Source organism: Siminovitchia fortis (assembly GCF_007681465.1).
Classification (GTDB): domain Bacteria; phylum Bacillota; class Bacilli; order Bacillales; family Bacillaceae_C; genus Siminovitchia; species Siminovitchia fortis.
On the sequence record NZ_VEKZ01000033.1, the window covers coordinates 1 to 19,028 of the forward strand.

Genomic DNA, 19,028 nt, shown 5'->3' on the forward strand with positions numbered 1-19,028 from the left:
AAGAACGTCGGAAAGCCGTATGAGGGAAAACTTCACGTACGGTTTGATGAGGGGGAGCAGGAAAAGGAATTGCCCTCTTGTCTGGCTTAGTAAGGTGGAACACCCTGAAACCCGAGGACAAAGAAGGCAATATCTAATTCCTGTTTTCTACTCTACCAATACTTTTGGTTTATATAAAATAAATTATTGTGTACAATCAGTGTAACCAGTTTTTTAGAAAAGAAGGAGCATTTAATGAATATTTTATTTGTCGGTGATGTTGTCGGTTCAATGGGAAGGGAAATGGTCAAAGAATATTTGCCGAAATTAAAAGCCCATTACAAACCGCAGATTACCATCGTAAACGGCGAAAACAGCGCCGGAGGAAGAGGAATAACCGAATCCATATACAAACAATTGCTTGAAGCCGGAGCAAATGCGGTAACGCTGGGCAATCATGCCTGGGATAACAAAGGCATTTTCGATTTTATAGACACAGCCAAATATATGACGAGGCCCGCCAATTTTCCGGAAGCTCCCGGAACCGGAATGGTGTTTTTAAGGCTGAATGATATAGAAGCTGCGGTCATTAATCTTCAGGGCCGTACTTTTATGCCGCCGCTTGACTGTCCGTTTAAAAAAGCGGAAGAGTTGATCGAAATAGCAAAGACCCGCACAAATATCATTTTTGTCGATTTCCACGCAGAAGCGACGAGTGAAAAGCAGGCAATGGGCTGGTTCCTTGACGGAAAAGTAACGGCTGTCATCGGCACTCATACACACGTGCAAACTGCAGACGAAAGAATCCTTCCTGCCGGGACTGCATATCTCACTGATGTTGGCATGACAGGCCCGTACGACGAAATTCTTGGTATGGATAAACACGCCGTCTTGTATCGCTTCCAGACCTCATTGCCAGCACGCTTTGAGGTTCCCAAAACAGGAAGAAAGCAACTCAGCGCCTGTCTCATACAAGTGAACAAGGAAACAGGTAAGGCAAGATCGATCGCACGGATTATGATTAATGACGACCGGCCTTTTTTTAAGGACTGACGCCTCCTCCTTCATTTTCAGTTTCGGACAAACCGGAATAGTTCCTCCATTCCGCGAATATAGTATCAGTGGAAAGGTCTACCGCGGTTGCTTGGCTTACAGCAATCGATATGGGGAAATGACAAGGAGGAACAGGAAATGGAGATATTAAAAGTTTCAGCAAAATCCAATCCAAATTCTGTAGCGGGCGCGTTGGCAGGGGTTCTCCGTGAAAGAGGCGGGGCGGAGATACAGGCAATAGGGGCCGGGGCTTTGAATCAGGCAGTAAAGGCTGTTGCAATTGCAAGAGGATTTGTCGCCCCCGGCGGTGTAGATTTAATATGTATTCCCGCTTTCACGGACATTCTGATTGATGGAGAAGAACGGACTGCAATAAAACTGATCGTGGAACCGAGATAGTGAAAATATATAAAAGGCCTGTTTCATTGCAACGGGTTTTATATAAGTGAAATTTTGAAAGCCGAATCCAGCATAAGGAACCGGCTTTTTTGTTTGAAAAATAATGCATTATAGATTATTGCTTCGAAGGTCACATGCAGTTAATACTGTGGGAAAAGCACGCCTCCAACAGAGTTCCTCCAGCATTGCAATGCAGGCAGGCTCTTGATGTGGCTAAAAATTAATTCTTTAGCTTAGTTCAAAGATATTTTTTTACGCGTATAAATATAGTACAAGAATGCCGAACTAAAAAAGGTGGTGCATCTATGTTTGAAATATATAATGTTGCTATCGTTCCTTTGATCATTGGAATCGTTCAACTGTTAAAAAGATATGGGTTCCCAGTGAAATATTCTCCATTGGCAGCAATTGTTTTGGGACTTGCATTCGGTATCTTTTTCATTACTCCAAATGTTAAAGAAGGGATCATTATCGGATTGATGCTCGGTTTGTCTGCGAGTGGCCTGTACAGTGGTGGGAAAAATTTAATGTATAATAATCATAAGGATTCCAAATAGGGCTGAAAAAGCTCTTTTTTTAAGGCAGACATTTATGCCTATCAGTCATCCTCAAAATACATAAAATGATTCGTGCTTTTCACAGTTTTTATGTAAGGTAATTTGGTCCTATCCATTATGTATTTCCGAATAATTGTCTACAAAAGTACCCTCCTGTTGTATTCAAAAAAAAAAGGCATTATACTAATAGAATGTATGGAAAAATCCTGCATTGCATCTAAATCCGTTTTGGCTCTTAATAGGCCGAATTTGTGTTTATAAATTAGAAAGGGGATTTTTATGAACGAGAAGCAGCGTTTGGAAAGCAAGCAAGTGCAGCAAAGCGCCTCCTCTGAAACAAAAGAGAAGGATTACAGCAAGTATTTCCAAACTGTCTATATGCCTCCTTCCTTGAAAGATGCGAGAAAGAGGGGACGGGAAGAGGTCAAATATCATAAAGACTTTGAGATTCCCGAACAGTTTCTTGGTATGGGAGAAGGTAGAAAGTTTTATATCCGTACGTACGGCTGCCAAATGAATGAGCATGACACCGAGGTTATGGCGGGCATTTTTATGGGGCTGGGTTACGAACATACTGAAACTGTCGAGGATGCAGATGTCATTCTTTTGAATACTTGCGCTATCCGTGAAAATGCGGAAAACAAAGTCTTCGGCGAACTCGGCCATTTGAAGTCGCTGAAATTGGAAAAGCCCGGTCTTTTGATCGGCGTGTGCGGATGTATGTCACAGGAAGAATCAGTTGTCAACCGAATTTTGGAAAAACACCAATTTGTCGACATGATTTTCGGAACGCACAACATTCATCGACTGCCGCACATTTTAAATGAAGCATATATGTCCAAGGAAATGGTCATCGAAGTATGGTCTAAAGAAGGGGACATCATCGAGAATCTCCCGAAAGTCCGTATGGGCAATATTAAGGCGTGGGTCAACATTATGTATGGATGTGACAAGTTCTGCACGTACTGTATCGTTCCATATACCCGCGGCAAAGAAAGGAGCAGACGTCCGGAAGATATCATCCAGGAAGTCCGCCACTTGGCCGCCCAGGGGTATAAAGAAATCACTCTTCTTGGCCAAAACGTCAATGCGTACGGAAAAGATTTCGATGATATGGAGTACGGCCTTGGAGACCTGATGGATGAGTTAAGAAAGGTCGATATCCCTCGCATCCGTTTTACAACCAGCCATCCGCGTGACTTTGACGATCGTCTTATCGAGGTCCTGGCGAAAAAAGGAAATATGATGGAGCATATCCATTTGCCGGTTCAATCAGGTTCCAGTGATATTTTAAAAATTATGGGACGTGTCTATAACCGTGAACAATATCTCGAACTTGTGAGAAAGATAAAAGCTGCCATCCCGGATGTTTCCTTGTCAACAGACATTATCGTCGGTTTCCCTAATGAAACGGATGAGCAATTTGAAGAAACGTTGACGCTGTACAAGGAAGTCGGATTCGAAACAGCCTATACTTTCATCTATTCACCGCGTGACGGCACTCCGGCGGCAAAAATGAAAGATAATGTGTCGATGGAAGTAAAGAAAGAGAGACTGCAGCGCCTAAACCAATTAGTAAACGAACTTTCCGCAGAAGCAATGAAAAAATATGAGGGCCAGGTTGTGGAAGTGCTTGTTGAAGGCGAAAGCAAAAATAATCCTGACGTTCTAGCAGGATATACCCGTAAAAATAAACTTGTCAATTTCAAAGGACCGAAGTCTGCAATCGGAAAATTGGTCAATGTAAAAATTGTTGAGGCAAAAACTTGGACGCTGGATGGAGTAATGGTGGAAGAACGAGAAGCTGCAGAGGTGAACTAAGATGGCAAAGTATACAAAAGAGGATATCGTTGAGCGTGCGCATGAATTGGCAAGAATGATCGCCAATACGGAAGAAGTGGACTTCTTTAAACGCGCAGAGGCTCAAATTAACGAAAATCAAAAAGTCAGGGAAATGATTGCAAGTATCAAAAGCTTACAAAAGCAGGCGGTCAATTTTCAACATTACGAAAAAGACCGTGCACTGAAGCTTGTTGAAGAGAAACTTGAAAAACTTGAAAAGGAATTGGATGAAATTCCTATTGTTCAAGAGTTTAAGCAATCGCAAACGGATGTCAACGATTTGCTTCAAATGGTGGCAAGCGCCATTTCGAATAAAGTCACAGATGAAATTCTCGTTTCCACAGGCGGTGATCTGCTGACAGGGGAAACGGGATCAAAACTGAAAAACAGCCCTTCCGGCTGTTCTTGATTTAACCATAAAACAATCCGGGAGCTCTCGCCCATTTGGGCGGGGGCTCTTTTTGTTGGACAAACACCCATTCATGACAGATGCCATAATTTATAATGTGCAAATCAGGCTCTCAATGTATCTATATGATAAACAGGAAAAATCCGCCAAATACCTAAAGCCGACACTGGATAATTGCCTAAATATAGGCGGCTGGCGACAGGCAAATTAAGCACAGGAGTCCAGATGAATGCATACGATGAAATGAAAATGAATGAGGAGGTTTCGCTCGAATGGCAGAATATAGAGAAATTATAACGAAAGCGGTCGTTGCGAAAGGGCGTAAAATGACATTGTCCAATCATACGATCAACCCGCCACACCATCCTTCGAGCATACTGGGCTGTTGGATTATCAACCATAAATACGAAGCACGGAAAGTAGGCAAGAATGTCGAAGTCTCCGGCTCTTTTGATATTAATGTTTGGTATTCCCATCATGATAACACAAAGACATCTGTGGTGACCGAAAAAATTGATTATAAAGATGTAATCAAACTTAAATACCGTGACCCTGATTGTCTGGATGATAAGATCGTCTCTGCCAAAGTGCTCCAACAGCCAAATTGTGTCGAAGCTGTCATATCAAAGAAGGGGAACAGAATACTCGTCAATGTGGAAAGGGAATTCCTTGTTGAAGTCATCGGTGAAACGAAAGTATGTGTCGCCATCCATGATAAATGCTCCTCTGATGACGATGATTGGGAAGATGAATTGGAAGATGAGTTGGATGACAAAGAATTCGAGGAAATTGACCCGGATTTTTTGGTGGCACATGAAGAGGAATAAGTGTAGACCGGGAGGGCTCCCGGTTTTTTTATTTGCCCAGGAAATTATAAAAATTTCATGTCTGTGGATAACTTTTCTTTGTCTAGCTCCAGCGCTCAGCGACTAGCAAACTTCGCGCCTCCTTTCCTCGAAAAAGCTTCGCTTTTTCTGTGTGGATGTTTATTCGAGGAAGAGGGCTCAGAGCACTACGATAAGTCAACATCGGCTCCGAGTGCCATCGGCGCAAGGATTAAGCCAATCGCTGCTGAAGGCAAACTACGCCTTCGCAAGCGTAGTCTAGCTTTGCGCCGATAAGCAGGCACTCTCCGCCTTTCCTTATCCTTTATCTCATTGCGGAGTGCTCCAGTGTCTAGCTTCAGACGGCAGGGGCTCGAGGTCGCTTCGGTCAATCCAATGAAGTCAAAGAACGACTTCACTGGATTGCCCTCCAGCGCTTGTCGCCCCTAAACAGCCGTCTTCCGCATTTCCGTTTGTACGTCGCTAAACGAGCGTTTGCGCTTTTCTTGTTGGAAACAGCTGCTCCACTAATGGTATGATATAATCAGTCTAAGTGTTCGAATGGAAAGGAAACGGGTACATATGGGTCAGCAGTATACACCAATGATACAGCAATATTTAAAAATAAAGGCAGAGTACCAGGATGCCTTTTTATTTTTTCGTCTCGGCGACTTTTACGAGCTGTTTTTTGATGATGCACTGAAGGCATCCCAGGAACTGGAAATCACCTTAACAAGCAGAGACGGCGGATCGGAAGAAAGAATACCGATGTGTGGTGTTCCGCATCATTCTGCTGTGGGCTATATTGAGAAATTAATTCAAAAAGGATATAAAGTGGCTATTTGCGAACAGACGGAAGATCCCAAGCATGCCAAGGGCGTGGTCAAACGTGAAGTTGTCCAGCTGATCACCCCCGGGACAGTGATGGATGGAAAAGGCATTGCAGCAAAGGAAAATAATTACATCGCCGCAATCGCCAGTTTCAATAATCAGTCATACGGAATTGCCTATACAGACCTTTCAACCGGAGAGAGCATGGTAACGTTGCTGGAAGGTTCGGTTGATCTGCTTTTGGATGAACTGGCAACAATCGGTGCAAAAGAAGTTGTTTCATGTCCGGATGAAGATAAAAGCCTTCTTGGAAAAATAAAAGAAAGATGCCAGGCCGTCATTTCTTATGAAGAAAACTCCTATATTCACGATGAGTTCCAGCACATTCTTCAAAAGCTGAATGCTAAAGAGCTGCGGGAGCCGGCCGGGCGGCTGCTTCATTATTTGAAAAAAACACAAAAGCGCGGTCTCGATCATTTGCAGCCATTTGCAATCTATGAAAACAACCAATTTATGAAAATAGATTTTTATTCCAAAAGAAACTTGGAGATTACAGAGCCCATCCGCGGAAAAGACAAAAAAGGAACGCTGCTTTGGCTGCTGGACGAAACGTCCACTGCAATGGGAGGGCGCCTGCTCAGGCAATGGCTTGACAGGCCGCTGATCAGCAAATCAATCATTGAAAAGCGCCTGCTCTTGGTAGAGTTATTCATCGAACATTATTTCGAACGCCTTGATTTGCAGGAGCTATTAAAAGGCGTCTATGATTTGGAGCGGCTGGCCGGAAGAGTGGCTTTCGGAAACGCAAATGCACGTGATTTCATCCAATTAAAAAAATCACTGATGCAGATCCCGGCGATTCGGAGCTTGATAGAAGATATGGGAAACGACGAAACGGACAGACTCGCCCAGTCGCTTGACCCTTGTGAAGAACTGACTGATTTGCTCGAACGGGCAGTGGCGGAAAATCCGCCGATATCCGTCAAAGAAGGCGGCATCATCAAAGACGGCTATAATGAAAAATTGGACAAATACCGCGATGCGAGCCGAAACGGCAAAAGCTGGATTGCCGCATTGGAAAAGGACGAGCGTGAAAAAACCGGCATTAAATCATTGAAAGTGGGCTATAACCGGGTATTTGGCTATTATATCGAAGTGACAAGAGCCAATGTGAAGTTCCTTGAAGAAGGCCAGTATGAGCGAAAGCAGACATTGACGAATGCCGAAAGATTTATCACACCCGAACTAAAAGAAAAAGAAGCTTTGATTCTTCAGGCGGATGAAAGATCCATTGAACTGGAGTACGATTTATTTCTGGATCTGCGGGATCAAGTAAAACAATTTATCCCAAGGCTGCAAAAAACAGCAAAAATCATCAGCGAGATTGATATTTACCAAAGCTTTGCAACTGTCAGCGAAGCAAGGCATTATGTGAAGCCGGAGCTCCATTTCAGCCGTGAACTGATCCTTGAAGACGGAAGGCACCCGGTGGTAGAAAAAGTGATGGGTTCGCAAGAATATGTTCCAAACGACTGCATCATGGATGATAAAAGGGAAATGCTTCTCATTACGGGACCGAATATGTCAGGTAAAAGTACGTATATGAGACAGGTGGCCCTAACGGCAATTATGGCGCAAATCGGATGTTTCGTACCTGCGTCAAAAGCGAAGCTTCCAATCTTTGACCAAATTTTTACGAGAATCGGTGCAGCAGACGATCTGATTTCGGGGCAGAGCACGTTTATGGTTGAAATGCTGGAAGCGAAAAATGCCATTACAAATGCGACTAAAAACAGTTTGATATTATTCGATGAAATCGGGCGCGGCACTTCCACTTATGACGGGATGGCGCTCGCCCAGGCGATCATTGAACATATCCATGAGCAGATCGGTGCCAAAACGTTGTTCTCAACCCATTACCATGAACTGACAGGATTGGATAAGCAGTTACCCCATTTAAAAAATGTCCATGTTAGCGCAGCGGAACACCAAGGCAAACTCGTCTTTCTGCATAAAGTGAAGGATGGCGCCGCCGACAAAAGTTATGGTATCCATGTGGCTGAGCTGGCGGAACTGCCCGGAACGCTCATCCGGCGTGCAGAAGAAATTTTAAGCCAGCTGGAAAAGACCAATGGCAAGAAAAATACCGCTTCTGTTTCAAGGGAAGAAATTAAAGAAACTGGGGCTGCTTCGAATGAGCAATTGGCCTTTTTCTCCGAACCGAAGGAAACGGGCGCTGATAAGCATGGGAAGAAGGTTTTAAAAGAAATCGAGAGTTTGAACTTGCTTGAAATGAACCCACTGCAAGCTTTGAATGTCCTGTTTTCGCTGCAGAAAAAATTAAGGAAATAACTCAGGGGGAGGAGCAAACGATGCGTGAAATCATAGAGCTGGATGACGCCCTGTCCAACAAAATAGCCGCCGGTGAAGTTGTCGAGCGCCCTGCCTCTGTTGTAAAAGAGCTGGTGGAAAATTCTGTTGATGCGGGCAGCACCATTGTTGAAATTAATATAAAAGAAGCGGGCCTTGGCGAAATTCGTGTCATTGATAATGGCAAAGGCATAGGCGAAGAAGATATTGTCTCGGCATTTAAAAGACATGCGACGAGTAAAATCAAAGATGAGCATGATCTGTTCCGCATCCGCACTCTCGGTTTCAGGGGAGAAGCCCTTCCGAGCATCGCCTCTGTTTCGCGCTTGACGATAGTTACAGCAAGGGAAGGGGAAGACGGTACGAAAGCGGTTCTGGAAGGCGGGAAACTGATCAGCCATGAAAAAGCTCCTTCACGAAAAGGGACGGACATCACGGTTTCCGACTTGTTTTTCAATACGCCTGCCCGGCTGAAGTATGTTAAGACCCTTCATACTGAAATCGGGCATATTACTGACGTGGCCAACCGCTTGGCGCTGGCCCATCCGGAAGTTTCCATCCGCCTGAGCCATGACGGAAGAAATTTGCTTCATACAAATGGAAACGGAGACATAAGGCAGGTCCTGTCAGCCATCTATGGAAAAAACGTTGCCAGGGATATGATTCAAATAAGTGCCAAATCATTGGACTTTTCGGTGTCAGGGTTTATTGCCCGCCCCGAAATTACGCGGGCATCCCGGAACTACCTATCAACGATGATCAACGGCCGGTTTATCAAAAACTATTCACTTGTGAAAGCGATTCTGGAAGGCTATCATACGCTTCTGCCCATCGGGCGGTTTCCCATCGCTCTTCTATCAGTCGAAATGGATCCGATTTTAGTTGATGTAAATGTCCATCCTGCAAAATTGGAAGTCAGATTAAGTAAAGAGCAGGAATTAAAAGAATTCGTCACTGAAACAATCAAGCAGGCATTTAAAAAGGAGCAGCTCATCCCTTCCGGTGCTGTGCCAACACCAAAAAAGAAGACTGTGAGTTTCCAGCCGGAATTCAAGCTGGAGCCTGCTGAAGAAAATCGGCCCAAGACAGAATGGAGGCCGCCCGCAGCCCCTGCCTATAACAAAGAGAAACTGCCGCCTGCAGCGGAAATGAAGAAGCTGTATGATCCTGTTGAGTATGAACCCGCTGCCCAAATTTCGAAAACAAATGAATTGAACGTTCAAACGATTGAAAAGAGTGAAGAACCTGAAAGCACAGCAATTGATGAGGTTGAAGAAACAGCCCGTCAAAAAGAACGCTTTCCCGCGCTTTATCCAATCGGCCAAATGCATGGCACCTATATATTCGCACAAAATGAACTTGGCTTGTATATGATCGACCAGCATGCCGCTCAGGAAAGGATCAAATACGAATATTTCCGCGAAAAGGTCGGAAAATTCACGAGCGACCTGCAACAGCTGCTCGTTCCGCTCACCTTGGAGTTTTCGGTCGACGAATACTTGAAAATCAAAGAGCATTTAGAAGAACTTCAGTCTGTAGGCATCTTTTTGGAAGATTTCGGGATGAACAGCTTTATAGTCAGATCACATCCGGCATGGTTTCCAAAGGGGCAGGAACAGACAGTCATCGAAGAAATGATCGAGCAGCTGCTTTCAATGAGTAAGATTGATATCAAGAAGCTTCGTGAAGAAGCGGCAATCATGATGAGCTGCAAGGCTGCCATCAAGGCGAACCGCTATTTGCGCGACGATGAAATCCAGGCTCTGTTGGATGAATTGCGGAGGGCGGAAGATCCATTCACCTGCCCGCACGGCAGGCCGATCATTGTGCACTTTTCCATTAAAGACATGGAGAAAATGTTTAAGCGGATTATGTAGCCTGCAAGGAAAAAATCTCTATTTTGTAACAGATTTTTTTCATAATCAATGAAATATTTCGGTAAAGCGGTATAATGGTGGTAAGGATATCAAGGAGTGAAAGATATGACTGCTTATATGATCATTGCCGGGGTTATCGTGAGTATAGCTGCTCTTGTCGGAACATTTCTGGTGGGGAAAGACGTTTCGAGACAAATGAAACAATATGAAGAGGAAGGGGATACCGTTGAAAATGAATTGGCGCGATCCCATGATTATGAAAAAACTTCATTAAAGTATAATATTAAAAGGCTGTCATGGATGTACGCGGCATTGATGTTTGTTGTGTTGATCGTTTCCATCGGCATAGCCTATTACGGCAAATAAATCAAGCATCAGTTTGGATGCTTGATTTTTTTATACGTTCTGCCATTCGTATCGCTATAATATATAAATATTGGAAGGGAGAAGAAACCTATGGAAACTTACATAATGGCTATTGACCAGGGTACAACAAGTACAAGGGCCATTCTTTTTAATAAAAATGGTGAAGTGGTCAATATATCTCAAAGGGAATTTACGCAGTATTTCCCGCATCCCGGCTGGGTGGAGCATGATGCGAATGAAATTTGGGGTTCGGTATTGGCTGTAATCGTATCCTGCCTGACCGAGGCGAGGGTGAACCCCTCACAGGTTGCAGGCATAGGCATTACTAACCAGAGGGAAACAACAGTCATTTGGGACAAATTCACAGGACAACCGATCTATAACGCAATCGTATGGCAATCAAGGCAAACCGAGTCGATTTGTAGGAAATTGCGTGAACTCGGTTTCGAAGAAAAATTCAGAAAAAAGACAGGACTATTGATCGATCCGTATTTTTCAGGAACGAAAGTGAAATGGATCCTTGATCATGTCGATGGCGCAAAAGAAAAAGCAAGGAGCGGCCAATTGCTGTTTGGCACGATGGATTCCTGGATCATTTGGAAGCTTTCTGGCGGCAAGACGCATGTAACCGATTATTCAAATGCGTCGAGGACTTTGATGTTCAATATTCATACGTTGGAGTGGGATGAAGAATTATTGGATATCCTGGAAGTTCCCTCTCCGATGCTTCCGGAAGTCAGGCCTTCCTCTGAAATATACAGCCGGACAGTGCCGCAGCATTTCTTTCAGCAGGAAGTGCCGATTGCCGGAGCTGCGGGAGATCAGCAGGCTGCCTTGTTCGGGCATGCTTGCTTTGATACGGGAATGGCAAAGAACACTTATGGAACAGGCTGTTTTATGTTGATGAACACAGGTGAAAAGCCTGTCATGTCGAATCACGGGCTGCTGACGACGATAGCCTGGGGGCTGGAAGGAAGAGTGGAATATGCACTTGAAGGCAGTATTTTTGTCGCAGGATCCGCCATTCAATGGTTAAGGGACGGGCTGAGAATGATTGATGACTCTCCTTCCAGCGAAGAATACGCTATGAAGGTGGAATCTTCAGACGGCGTGTATGTTGTTCCGGCATTTGTGGGGCTGGGGACACCTTATTGGGACAGTGATGTGCGCGGTGCGATTTTCGGGCTGACAAGAGGAACCTCCAAAGAGCATTTTATCCGTGCGACGCTTGAGTCGCTTGCGTATCAGACAAAAGATGTCCTGATGGCGATGGAAGCGGATTCCGGCATTTCCCTGAAGAAGCTTCGTGTTGACGGCGGTGCGGTGAGAAATAACTTTCTGATGCAATTTCAGAGCGATTTGCTGAGGGTTGAAGTGGAAAGGCCGCAAATCAATGAAACAACCGCTTTAGGTGCCGCTTATTTGGCGGGGCTTGCTGTCGGTTTTTGGAAAGATAAAAAAGAAATCGGGGTAAAATGGTCTTTGGATCAAGAATTCCTTCCCAATATGCCTGAAGAGGAATCGATAAAATTGTACAAAGGCTGGAAGACAGCTGTTAAAGCCGCCACTGTATTTAAACCTTCGTAATTGGCCTTAAAAACGGTTCCCGCTTTTGGTCCATGTTCGGGCGAATGAAATTTTATGTTTTGGCATTAATCAGTTTACATTCTTTGGTAACCGTTTTTCCCGGGTATTAAGATATTTTGATAAAAAGTCGACTTCTGTTAATATGAGAATAAGCAATCTAGAAAGCAGTGAGACAATTGAATAGCAAAAAAAAGCTGATTGTTCTCGTAGGGCCTACAGCAGTCGGCAAAACAAAAGCAAGCATTGAAATAGCAAAAGCATTCGGTTCTGAAATCATCAGCGGAGATTCCATGCAGGTATATAAAGGCATGGATATCGGTACGGCTAAAATCCGGCCTGAAGAAATGGAAGGCATTCCGCATCATCTGCTGGATATACGGGAGCCTGATGAGCCCTTTTCGGTCGCCGAGTTTCAATCCGTTGTCAGGCAGAAAATCGATGAGATCACTGCCCGGGGTTCTGTCCCGCTCATCGTAGGAGGTACGGGACTTTATGTACAGTCGGTCCTTTATGATTACCGATTTACAGAAACGGAAGGGGACCCTGCATACAGGTCCGAATTGGAGAAAAGGGCTGCTGCTGGAGAAGGTGCGGAGCTATACAAGGAATTACAGGCTGTCGACCCAAGCAGCGCCGAGGGCATTCACCCAAATAACGTTAAAAGGGTTATCCGCGCTTTGGAAATCCACCATTTGACCGGGAAAAGAAAGAGTGATCAGCCAAAAGCCCAAAACCACGAACTTTTGTATGATATTGCATTAATCGGGTTAAGCATGGATCGTGAAAAATTGTATAAACGGATCAATAAACGGGTAGATTTGATGATGGAAGAAGGGCTATTGGAGGAGGCAAGGTATTTTTATGACAAAGGCATCCGCGATACCCAATCTGTCCAGGCGATCGGATATAAGGAATTATATGAGTATTTTGCAGGCAACTTGACGTTAGAGCAAGCGGTCGATTTGTTAAAGAAAAACACCCGGCGCTACGCAAAGCGCCAATTTACCTGGTTCCGCAATAAAATGGATGTGACATGGTTTGACATGACCAATGAAGGGGAACACTTGAACAAAATAGAGCAAATTATTGATTTTATAGCAGGAAAGCTAGAATTAAAATCGAATACATAACTAATAGAGAAAAAGAGGAGGCTATCAGATTGAAACAACCAGTCAATATTCAAGATCAATTTTTAAATCAATTGCGCAAAGAAGGAATCCCTGTCACTGTTTTCCTCTTGAACGGTTTTCAACTCCGCGGGCAGGTGAAGGGGTTTGACAATTTTACCGTATTATTCGAAACAGAAGGCAAGCAGCAGCTAGTATTTAAACATGCGATTTCTACATTTTCTCCACAGAGAAACGTTCAGATAAATTACGAGGAACAATAGGAAACCACCCAACTGCGTGCACCGTTATGGTGTACGTGTTTTTTTCTTAAGGAATCAGTTTACCCTGATATTAATATAATTGTATCAGGCGGCAGGAACACAAATACATAATTGGGCGTATACTGTGTCTGAATGAGAGGTGAGAAGCTGTGGATGAACCAATCAAGATGAAGAATAACGGCCAGATCAGTATAATGCTCAATGTGCAGAAACGCGAAAAAACCAGAAAGATTGAGGGCAGGCCGGCTGCTGCAAAATCTTTGCCGAGCCAGCATGCCATATTAAGAGAAATTGAAGAGGAAATGAATGCACTTGTAGGCATGCAGGATGTGAAAAAGACGTTAAAAGAAGTTTACGCCTGGATATATATAAATAAGAAACGGGAGGCTGCCGGTCTGAAGACGAGCCCACAGGCGCTTCATATGATGTTCAAAGGAAATCCGGGAACAGGGAAAACGACGGTTGCCCGCCTGATAGGAAAGCTTTTTCAAAAGATGGGCGTTTTGCCGAAGGGGCATTTAATTGAAGCGGAAAGAGCCGATCTTGTTGGAGAGTACATCGGTCACACAGCTCAAAAAACCCGTGATCTGGTTAAAAAGGCGGCAGGGGGAATTTTATTCATAGATGAGGCATATTCGCTTGGACGCGGCGGTGAAAAAGATTTTGGAAAAGAGGCGATCGACACTCTTGTAAAGAACAAAGTTTCATTTTTTATGCCAATGATAAAGTTAATATTCCCAAGCGGGAGTATAGTGATTATCAATGGAAAAAGTATCAACATTTATTGGACAAGTTAGTATATTTGAATCACCAAATGTTAAAAACGCCTTTTGAAATCCAAAAAGAAATTGGGATTTCTACAAAAGATTTAGAACTTTTATTTAACGAAAACAATATCAAACTTTTAAAACTACCTGATATTGCATTTAATAAGAGAAGTAAAGATTTTGAAAAAATATATCATTTGCATATCAACAAAAGGCTTAGTCTAAATGAAATTTATAGGCAATACGGATATTCTCCTTTATATTCAAAAAGAGTGCTAAAGGACAGGGGAATAGATCACTTGAATTTTGTTAACCAAATGAAATAATTTTAGGAACGTAAGTTTTATGAGATCAAAACCAAGGTGAAACAGTCATTAATAAAAACAGCCCCTCTGAATTCAAGAAGGGCTTATTTTAATGCGACATTAATTTATTAGTTATCTTATTTCATAAAATCGTCCAGTTCACTCTCCAACTGCTTAATAGCTATATGAGGATTATTGGTCTGCTCTACCCAATTAACTATAGCATCTCTTACATTATCATGATTTATTGCTTCTTCTCCAAAGTTCTTTTCTACCCATTCTTGAAATATTAGTTGCTGTTTCCTAGCGACTTGGTAATTATCGGCAGACTTCGCTAATGCTTCTTTGACATGTTTAGGTAACTTCATATAAATCCTCCTAATCATAGTGTTTGTATATTGATTATGTGCTATTACTCTGACCTATGCATCAATTTCTTTTAAGTATTCAAGTTCTTTTTCAGGTGCTATGGCCACCTGCCCATTACTAAAGATAGTAGCCATTCCTTTGTCCGATATTGCGTCAATCATCCATATCTTTCCGTCATACCTCACTAATTTATTGATTACTTTATAATTCATTTAGTAATTTCCTTTCCTCGCAGTTTTTGTCTAGTGTATATTTAAATCGAAATGTGCATCAGTGAATCCTTATAAAATCTACTGATTCTGAGTAATAACCGTTAGATTCTCCATACCAACGAATAGTTACAAATCCTTTAATTGTAGCAAATTTATAAAATGTCCATGTCCCACTTTCGGGAGCGTTAAGGTCATCTTGAGTAACTTCTTCTGCCATTGTTATAGGATTACCAATCAAGTCTTTCAAATCGCCATTTATGTCCTCGATAGACACAGATTCATAAGAATGCTGTTCATGATACATTTTGTAAATCTCCCCGTCAGAAGTATAAAAAATTAATTCGTCTTCATAATCGGTTTCAATTTTTGTCAGTGTTTTCCCTTTCAAGACAGAAACCTCTTCATACATTTTTACCTTTCCTTTCTGTCGCTTTGTTTGTATCAACTTGCCCTTTTATCTACTAACATCTCCTATATCTTTTTCAATAACTTACCAAAGGTAAAACTGTATAGCATCTAATTTCTTCATGTTAAAATTACCTAGAGGTGTTTATATGTTTATATCCCCAATGTTGCTGCATAGCATAGATCAGCCTTTTGATGACGAAAATTGGATAACAGAATTAAAGCTTGATGGATTTAGATGTATTTGGACTAAGTTCAATAGCAAAGTCAAAATTTATACTCGACATAACAATGAGATCACATCATTGTTTCCTGAATTAATAGATTTACCGGTACCCGATGGTGACTGTTTATCAAGACTAAATTTTAAAAAACTTAATAATAACTAGGCGTTAAATATATTGGTCATGAATAATATGTTGAACAGTTTAACGTCACTCACTTAAATGAATAAGTAAAATTAAAAAAGCTCCTAAAAAGGAGCTTTAACCAGCACAACAAGATAATTTTGATACATCTTTATCAAACGTAAGGGCAGCCAGCTTCAATCCTTCGGCCATTGTTAAATATGGAGCCATCGTTTCACGGAGATCCTCTACAGTTAAACCGAATTTGACAGCCAGTGTTGCCGCATAAATCACGTCTCCTGCGTTTTCAGCCACAACATGAGCCCCTAACACTTTTAGTGTTTTCTCGTCCGCCACCAGTTTAAACACACCTGTTGTTTCCCGATTAACCAAGGCTCTTGGAACGGCATCTAACGGCAAGACGGATGTTTTCACTTCATATCCTTTTTCTTTTGCCTGTTGCTCCGTCAAACCAACCGTTGCAATTGCTGGAGCAGTGAACGTAACCCCAGGAACAACCTCTAAATTTAGCTTTTTGTTCAGTCCTCCGATGGCATTTTTCGCAGCCATTCCACCTTCATAAGCTGCCACATAAACAAATTGAGGACCAAGCGTCACATCTCCTGCTGCATAAATGCGTGCATTCGTCGTTTTCGAATACTCATCAATCACGATTTCGCCACGAGAGCCTACTTTTACGCCTGCTGTTTATGGCAAACTAAAAATGTAACGTTTGGCAATTAATTTATGCAGGTCCTATAAAACAAAAAAACCACTTGCCAACATTCCCCAAATACACTACCCTCCTAGTTGGACAAAACAGTTCAACGGGAGGTATTCAAGGAGATGTTAGCAGTGGCTGAAATTCATTATATCAGATATGAAGCAAACCAAAAAGGATGTTCCTATTCCGATATTGCCAAAAGAATGAATCGTGATCCAAGAACAGTGAAGAAGTATGCGGAAATGGAAGACTTCAATCCCTCAAAAGTTAAACAAACGAGAAAAGCGAAAGTGATGGATCCAGTGAAACCGATATTGGATCAATGGATTAAAGAGGACTTGACAAAGAAGAAAAAATATCGAAGAACTGCGAAACGAATGTATGAAATCTTAAAAGAAGAATATGGATTTACAGGTTCAGATCGTTCTGTTCGGCTCTATGTATCAAAAAGAAAACAAGAACTGCTCGAACAAAGTGAATCAGCTGCGTTACCTTTAGCATCGAAACCTGCAACGGCTCAAGTTGATTTTGGAGAAGCTCCTTTTCTCTATCAGGGGAAATACGTCGATTTTCCTTACCTGGTCGTTTCATTCCCTTACAGTAATGCGGCCTATGTGCAAGTCATGCCAGCTCAAAATCAAGAATGTTTCTTGGAAGGATTAAAACGAATCTTTCACTATATGGGAAGGGTTCCAAGGGTCATTCGTTTTGATAATCTCTCCCCTGCCGTAAAAACGATCTTGCCAAACGGAGAAAGAGAATTGACAGAGACATTTCAACGATTCGTTTTACATTATGGCTTTGAATGCGAGTTCTGCAACCCAGCCAGCGGAAATGAAAAAGGGAATGTCGAATCAAAGGTGAAATATATTCGAAACCATTTCTTTTTACCTGAACAAACAATCTATCAACTAGAAAGTTTTAATGAATCTTTATGGGAGAAATGTGAGAAGGACTGGAATCGTCCGCATTATGAGAAGGAGCGACTCATCGCTGAATTATTTGAAGAAGAACAAGCGTTATTTCTTCAATTGCCAGCCAAAGAATTTGAATGTGTCCGATATGAGCAGGTCACGGCTGATAAGTACGGTTTCATCCATTTAGAAAACAATTTATATTCCACGTCTCCCCGTTTTGCCAAACAAAAGGTTTTGGCAAAGATCTCTTATCATGAGATTGCCATTTTAACAGAAGAGCATGAGCTGATTATCAAGCACGAGCGTTTATATGGCACAAAACAAAAATCAATGAAATGGCAACCATATCTTACGTTAATGGCCAAAAGGCCAAATGCATTAAAATATACGGATTTCTATGAAAAGATGCCGGAAGAATGGAAAAATTATTTTTCCAATTGTACCGTTCAAGAAAAGAAGGAAGCATTACAACTACTAGCTGTTTTACTAAAAGAACATGATTTCGAAGTTTCGACACAGGCTTTGAGGATTGCCTCCCAGTATGGTCATCCGAAAGTAGAATCGATTAAACAGGTATTTTATCAATTAATCAATGGAAGAGGTATACGAGAGCCAATTCAACCGAAAAAACACGTTCCAGATATGCCGGAAGCCATCCGAGGAGTAAGGCATTATGACCGCCTATTCGAATCCCAAGGAGATGTGGCATCATGGAACAAATGATTAAGGAATATGCCAAAAGACTAAAATTAAGCTGGATTCCAGCCAATTACCATACCATCCATGCGGAAACAAATGAGGAATTTTTACTGAAGCTGTTTGAACGAGAAGTGCAGCATCGAGATGAGAGAAGGATAAATTTACTACTAAAACAGGCGACATTGCCGAAAATTCCAAATAAACCTTATGATTGGCGGGAGATTCAACTAGCCCCAGGCATCACAAAAGATTATATTTTAGAAGGTGAGTTTACGAAAAATCAGGAAAACCTTATCTTCTATGGCGGAGTGGGAACCGGTAAAACATTCCTTTCCACTCTCATCGCCCTCAATTTGATGAAAAAACAAGGAAAAAGAGTGAAGTTCTATACGGCCGCCTCCATTGTCAATGCTTTATTGGAGGCCAATGAAAAAGGTGACCTTGGTAAATTTCTCAATCAAATCGAAAAGTTGGATCTCTTGATTCTTGATGAATTGGGCTATATTCCATTGCATAAACAGGGGGCAGAGTTATTATTTCAAGTTATTTCCATGTGTTATGAAACCAAAAGCATCATTGTGACAACCAATTTACCTTTTAGCCAATGGAATAATGTCTTTGGCGATCCCATTTTAACAGAGGCCGTCATTGATCGGCTGATTCATCATTCTCATTTAATCATCTTCAATGGTGAAAGTCACCGATACAAAGACTCAATCTCTCAACGTTAACCATGGAATTTGGCAAGTGTATGTATGCATTTTTAATTGCCATTTCATACATTTTCTACTTGCCAAAA

At 42.2% G+C, this 19,028-nt stretch carries 18 protein-coding genes and 3 pseudogenes; 17 read left to right on the forward strand and 4 right to left on the reverse strand.

All coding sequences use genetic code 11. The features are described 5' to 3' along the window. Window positions 1–234 precede the first annotated feature (234 nt). The 14 genes and pseudogenes from FS666_RS11490 to FS666_RS11555 all read left to right on the forward strand — a co-directional run bounded on the left by FS666_RS11490 (window position 235) and on the right by FS666_RS11555 (window position 14,577). Window positions 235–1,032, forward strand: coding sequence for a TIGR00282 family metallophosphoesterase (locus FS666_RS11490; RefSeq protein WP_120069851.1), 798 nt, complete (start codon window positions 235–237; stop codon window positions 1,030–1,032). A 138-nt stretch (window positions 1,033–1,170) separates the two neighbouring features. Next, window positions 1,171–1,431, forward strand: coding sequence for a stage V sporulation protein SpoVS (gene spoVS / locus FS666_RS11495; RefSeq protein WP_018705045.1), 261 nt, complete (start codon window positions 1,171–1,173; stop codon window positions 1,429–1,431). Window positions 1,432–1,736: 305 nt separating this feature from the next. Continuing rightward, window positions 1,737–1,988: a hypothetical protein gene (locus FS666_RS11500; protein WP_144463728.1), complete on the forward strand. Its 252-nt coding sequence runs from the start codon at window positions 1,737–1,739 to the stop codon at window positions 1,986–1,988. A gap of 279 nt (window positions 1,989–2,267) precedes the next feature. Beyond that, window positions 2,268–3,809 (forward strand): tRNA (N6-isopentenyl adenosine(37)-C2)-methylthiotransferase MiaB, encoded by a 1,542-nt coding sequence (gene miaB / locus FS666_RS11505; protein WP_120072344.1) that lies wholly within the window; start codon window positions 2,268–2,270, stop codon window positions 3,807–3,809. A gap of 1 nt (window position 3,810) precedes the next feature. After that, entirely contained in the window at window positions 3,811–4,239 is a 429-nt protein-coding gene (locus tag FS666_RS11510) for a YlbF/YmcA family competence regulator (protein ID WP_120072347.1), read from the forward strand. Between the two features lie 272 nt (window positions 4,240–4,511). Beyond that, window positions 4,512–5,066: an outer spore coat protein CotE gene (cotE, locus tag FS666_RS11515; RefSeq protein WP_120072349.1), complete on the forward strand. Its 555-nt coding sequence runs from the start codon at window positions 4,512–4,514 to the stop codon at window positions 5,064–5,066. A gap of 600 nt (window positions 5,067–5,666) precedes the next feature. After that, entirely contained in the window at window positions 5,667–8,246 is a 2,580-nt protein-coding gene (mutS, locus tag FS666_RS11520) for a DNA mismatch repair protein MutS (protein WP_390903357.1), read from the forward strand. Between the two features lie 20 nt (window positions 8,247–8,266). After that, entirely contained in the window at window positions 8,267–10,141 is a 1,875-nt protein-coding gene (mutL, locus tag FS666_RS11525; RefSeq protein ID WP_144462657.1) for a DNA mismatch repair endonuclease MutL, read from the forward strand. A gap of 105 nt (window positions 10,142–10,246) precedes the next feature. Further along, the gene (locus tag FS666_RS11530) at window positions 10,247–10,507 is read left to right on the forward strand and encodes a hypothetical protein (protein ID WP_120072355.1); all 261 of its coding nucleotides are present in this window, start codon (window positions 10,247–10,249) and stop codon (window positions 10,505–10,507) included. A 90-nt stretch (window positions 10,508–10,597) separates the two neighbouring features. Further along, window positions 10,598–12,094: a glycerol kinase GlpK gene (glpK, locus tag FS666_RS11535; RefSeq protein ID WP_120072357.1), complete on the forward strand. Its 1,497-nt coding sequence runs from the start codon at window positions 10,598–10,600 to the stop codon at window positions 12,092–12,094. Between the two features lie 176 nt (window positions 12,095–12,270). Further along, a complete protein-coding gene (miaA, locus tag FS666_RS11540) occupies window positions 12,271–13,224 on the forward strand; it encodes a tRNA (adenosine(37)-N6)-dimethylallyltransferase MiaA (protein ID WP_120072359.1) in 954 nt (317 codons plus the stop codon). Window positions 13,225–13,253: 29 nt separating this feature from the next. Continuing rightward, window positions 13,254–13,484 carry an RNA chaperone Hfq gene (gene hfq / locus FS666_RS11545; RefSeq protein WP_018705022.1) on the forward strand — a complete coding sequence of 77 codons (231 nt, stop codon included), beginning with the start codon at window positions 13,254–13,256 and terminating at the stop codon, window positions 13,482–13,484. 149 nt (window positions 13,485–13,633) lie between these two features. Further along, window positions 13,634–14,182 (forward strand): annotated as a pseudogene (locus tag FS666_RS11550) (AAA family ATPase); the annotation flags it as partial. 104 nt (window positions 14,183–14,286) lie between these two features. After that, the gene (locus FS666_RS11555) at window positions 14,287–14,577 is read left to right on the forward strand and encodes an AraC family transcriptional regulator (protein WP_144462659.1); all 291 of its coding nucleotides are present in this window, start codon (window positions 14,287–14,289) and stop codon (window positions 14,575–14,577) included. 116 nt (window positions 14,578–14,693) lie between these two features. On the opposite strand, the gene FS666_RS11560 is transcribed toward FS666_RS11555, so the two are convergent. From FS666_RS11560 to FS666_RS11565, 3 genes are read right to left on the reverse strand one after another with little or no spacing between them, the layout of a single operon-like run. Then, window positions 14,694–14,924, reverse strand: a complete 231-nt coding sequence (locus FS666_RS11560; protein ID WP_144462661.1) for a hypothetical protein — start codon at window positions 14,922–14,924, stop codon at window positions 14,694–14,696. Between the two features lie 54 nt (window positions 14,925–14,978). Further along, entirely contained in the window at window positions 14,979–15,137 is a 159-nt protein-coding gene (locus FS666_RS19820) for a hypothetical protein (RefSeq protein ID WP_186306544.1), read from the reverse strand. A gap of 58 nt (window positions 15,138–15,195) precedes the next feature. Continuing rightward, window positions 15,196–15,525, reverse strand: coding sequence for a DUF7448 domain-containing protein (locus tag FS666_RS11565; RefSeq protein ID WP_244943901.1), 330 nt, complete (start codon window positions 15,523–15,525; stop codon window positions 15,196–15,198). A gap of 166 nt (window positions 15,526–15,691) precedes the next feature. Here FS666_RS11565 and FS666_RS11570 point away from each other — a divergent pair. Continuing rightward, window positions 15,692–15,895, forward strand: a pseudogene (locus FS666_RS11570) (ATP-dependent DNA ligase); the annotation flags it as partial. A 132-nt stretch (window positions 15,896–16,027) separates the two neighbouring features. Here the strand turns inward: FS666_RS11570 and FS666_RS11575 are convergent. Further along, a pseudogene (locus FS666_RS11575) lies at window positions 16,028–16,594 on the reverse strand (FAD-dependent oxidoreductase); the annotation flags it as partial. 141 nt (window positions 16,595–16,735) lie between these two features. On the opposite strand from FS666_RS11575, the gene istA reads away from it, so the two are divergent. After that, window positions 16,736–18,253: an IS21 family transposase gene (gene istA, locus FS666_RS11580; protein ID WP_144462667.1), complete on the forward strand. Its 1,518-nt coding sequence runs from the start codon at window positions 16,736–16,738 to the stop codon at window positions 18,251–18,253. Further along, window positions 18,241–18,960, forward strand: a complete 720-nt coding sequence (gene istB, locus FS666_RS11585) for an IS21-like element helper ATPase IstB (protein ID WP_013399917.1) — start codon at window positions 18,241–18,243, stop codon at window positions 18,958–18,960. The genes istA and istB overlap by 13 nt, the downstream gene beginning before the upstream one ends. Window positions 18,961–19,028 lie beyond the last annotated feature (68 nt).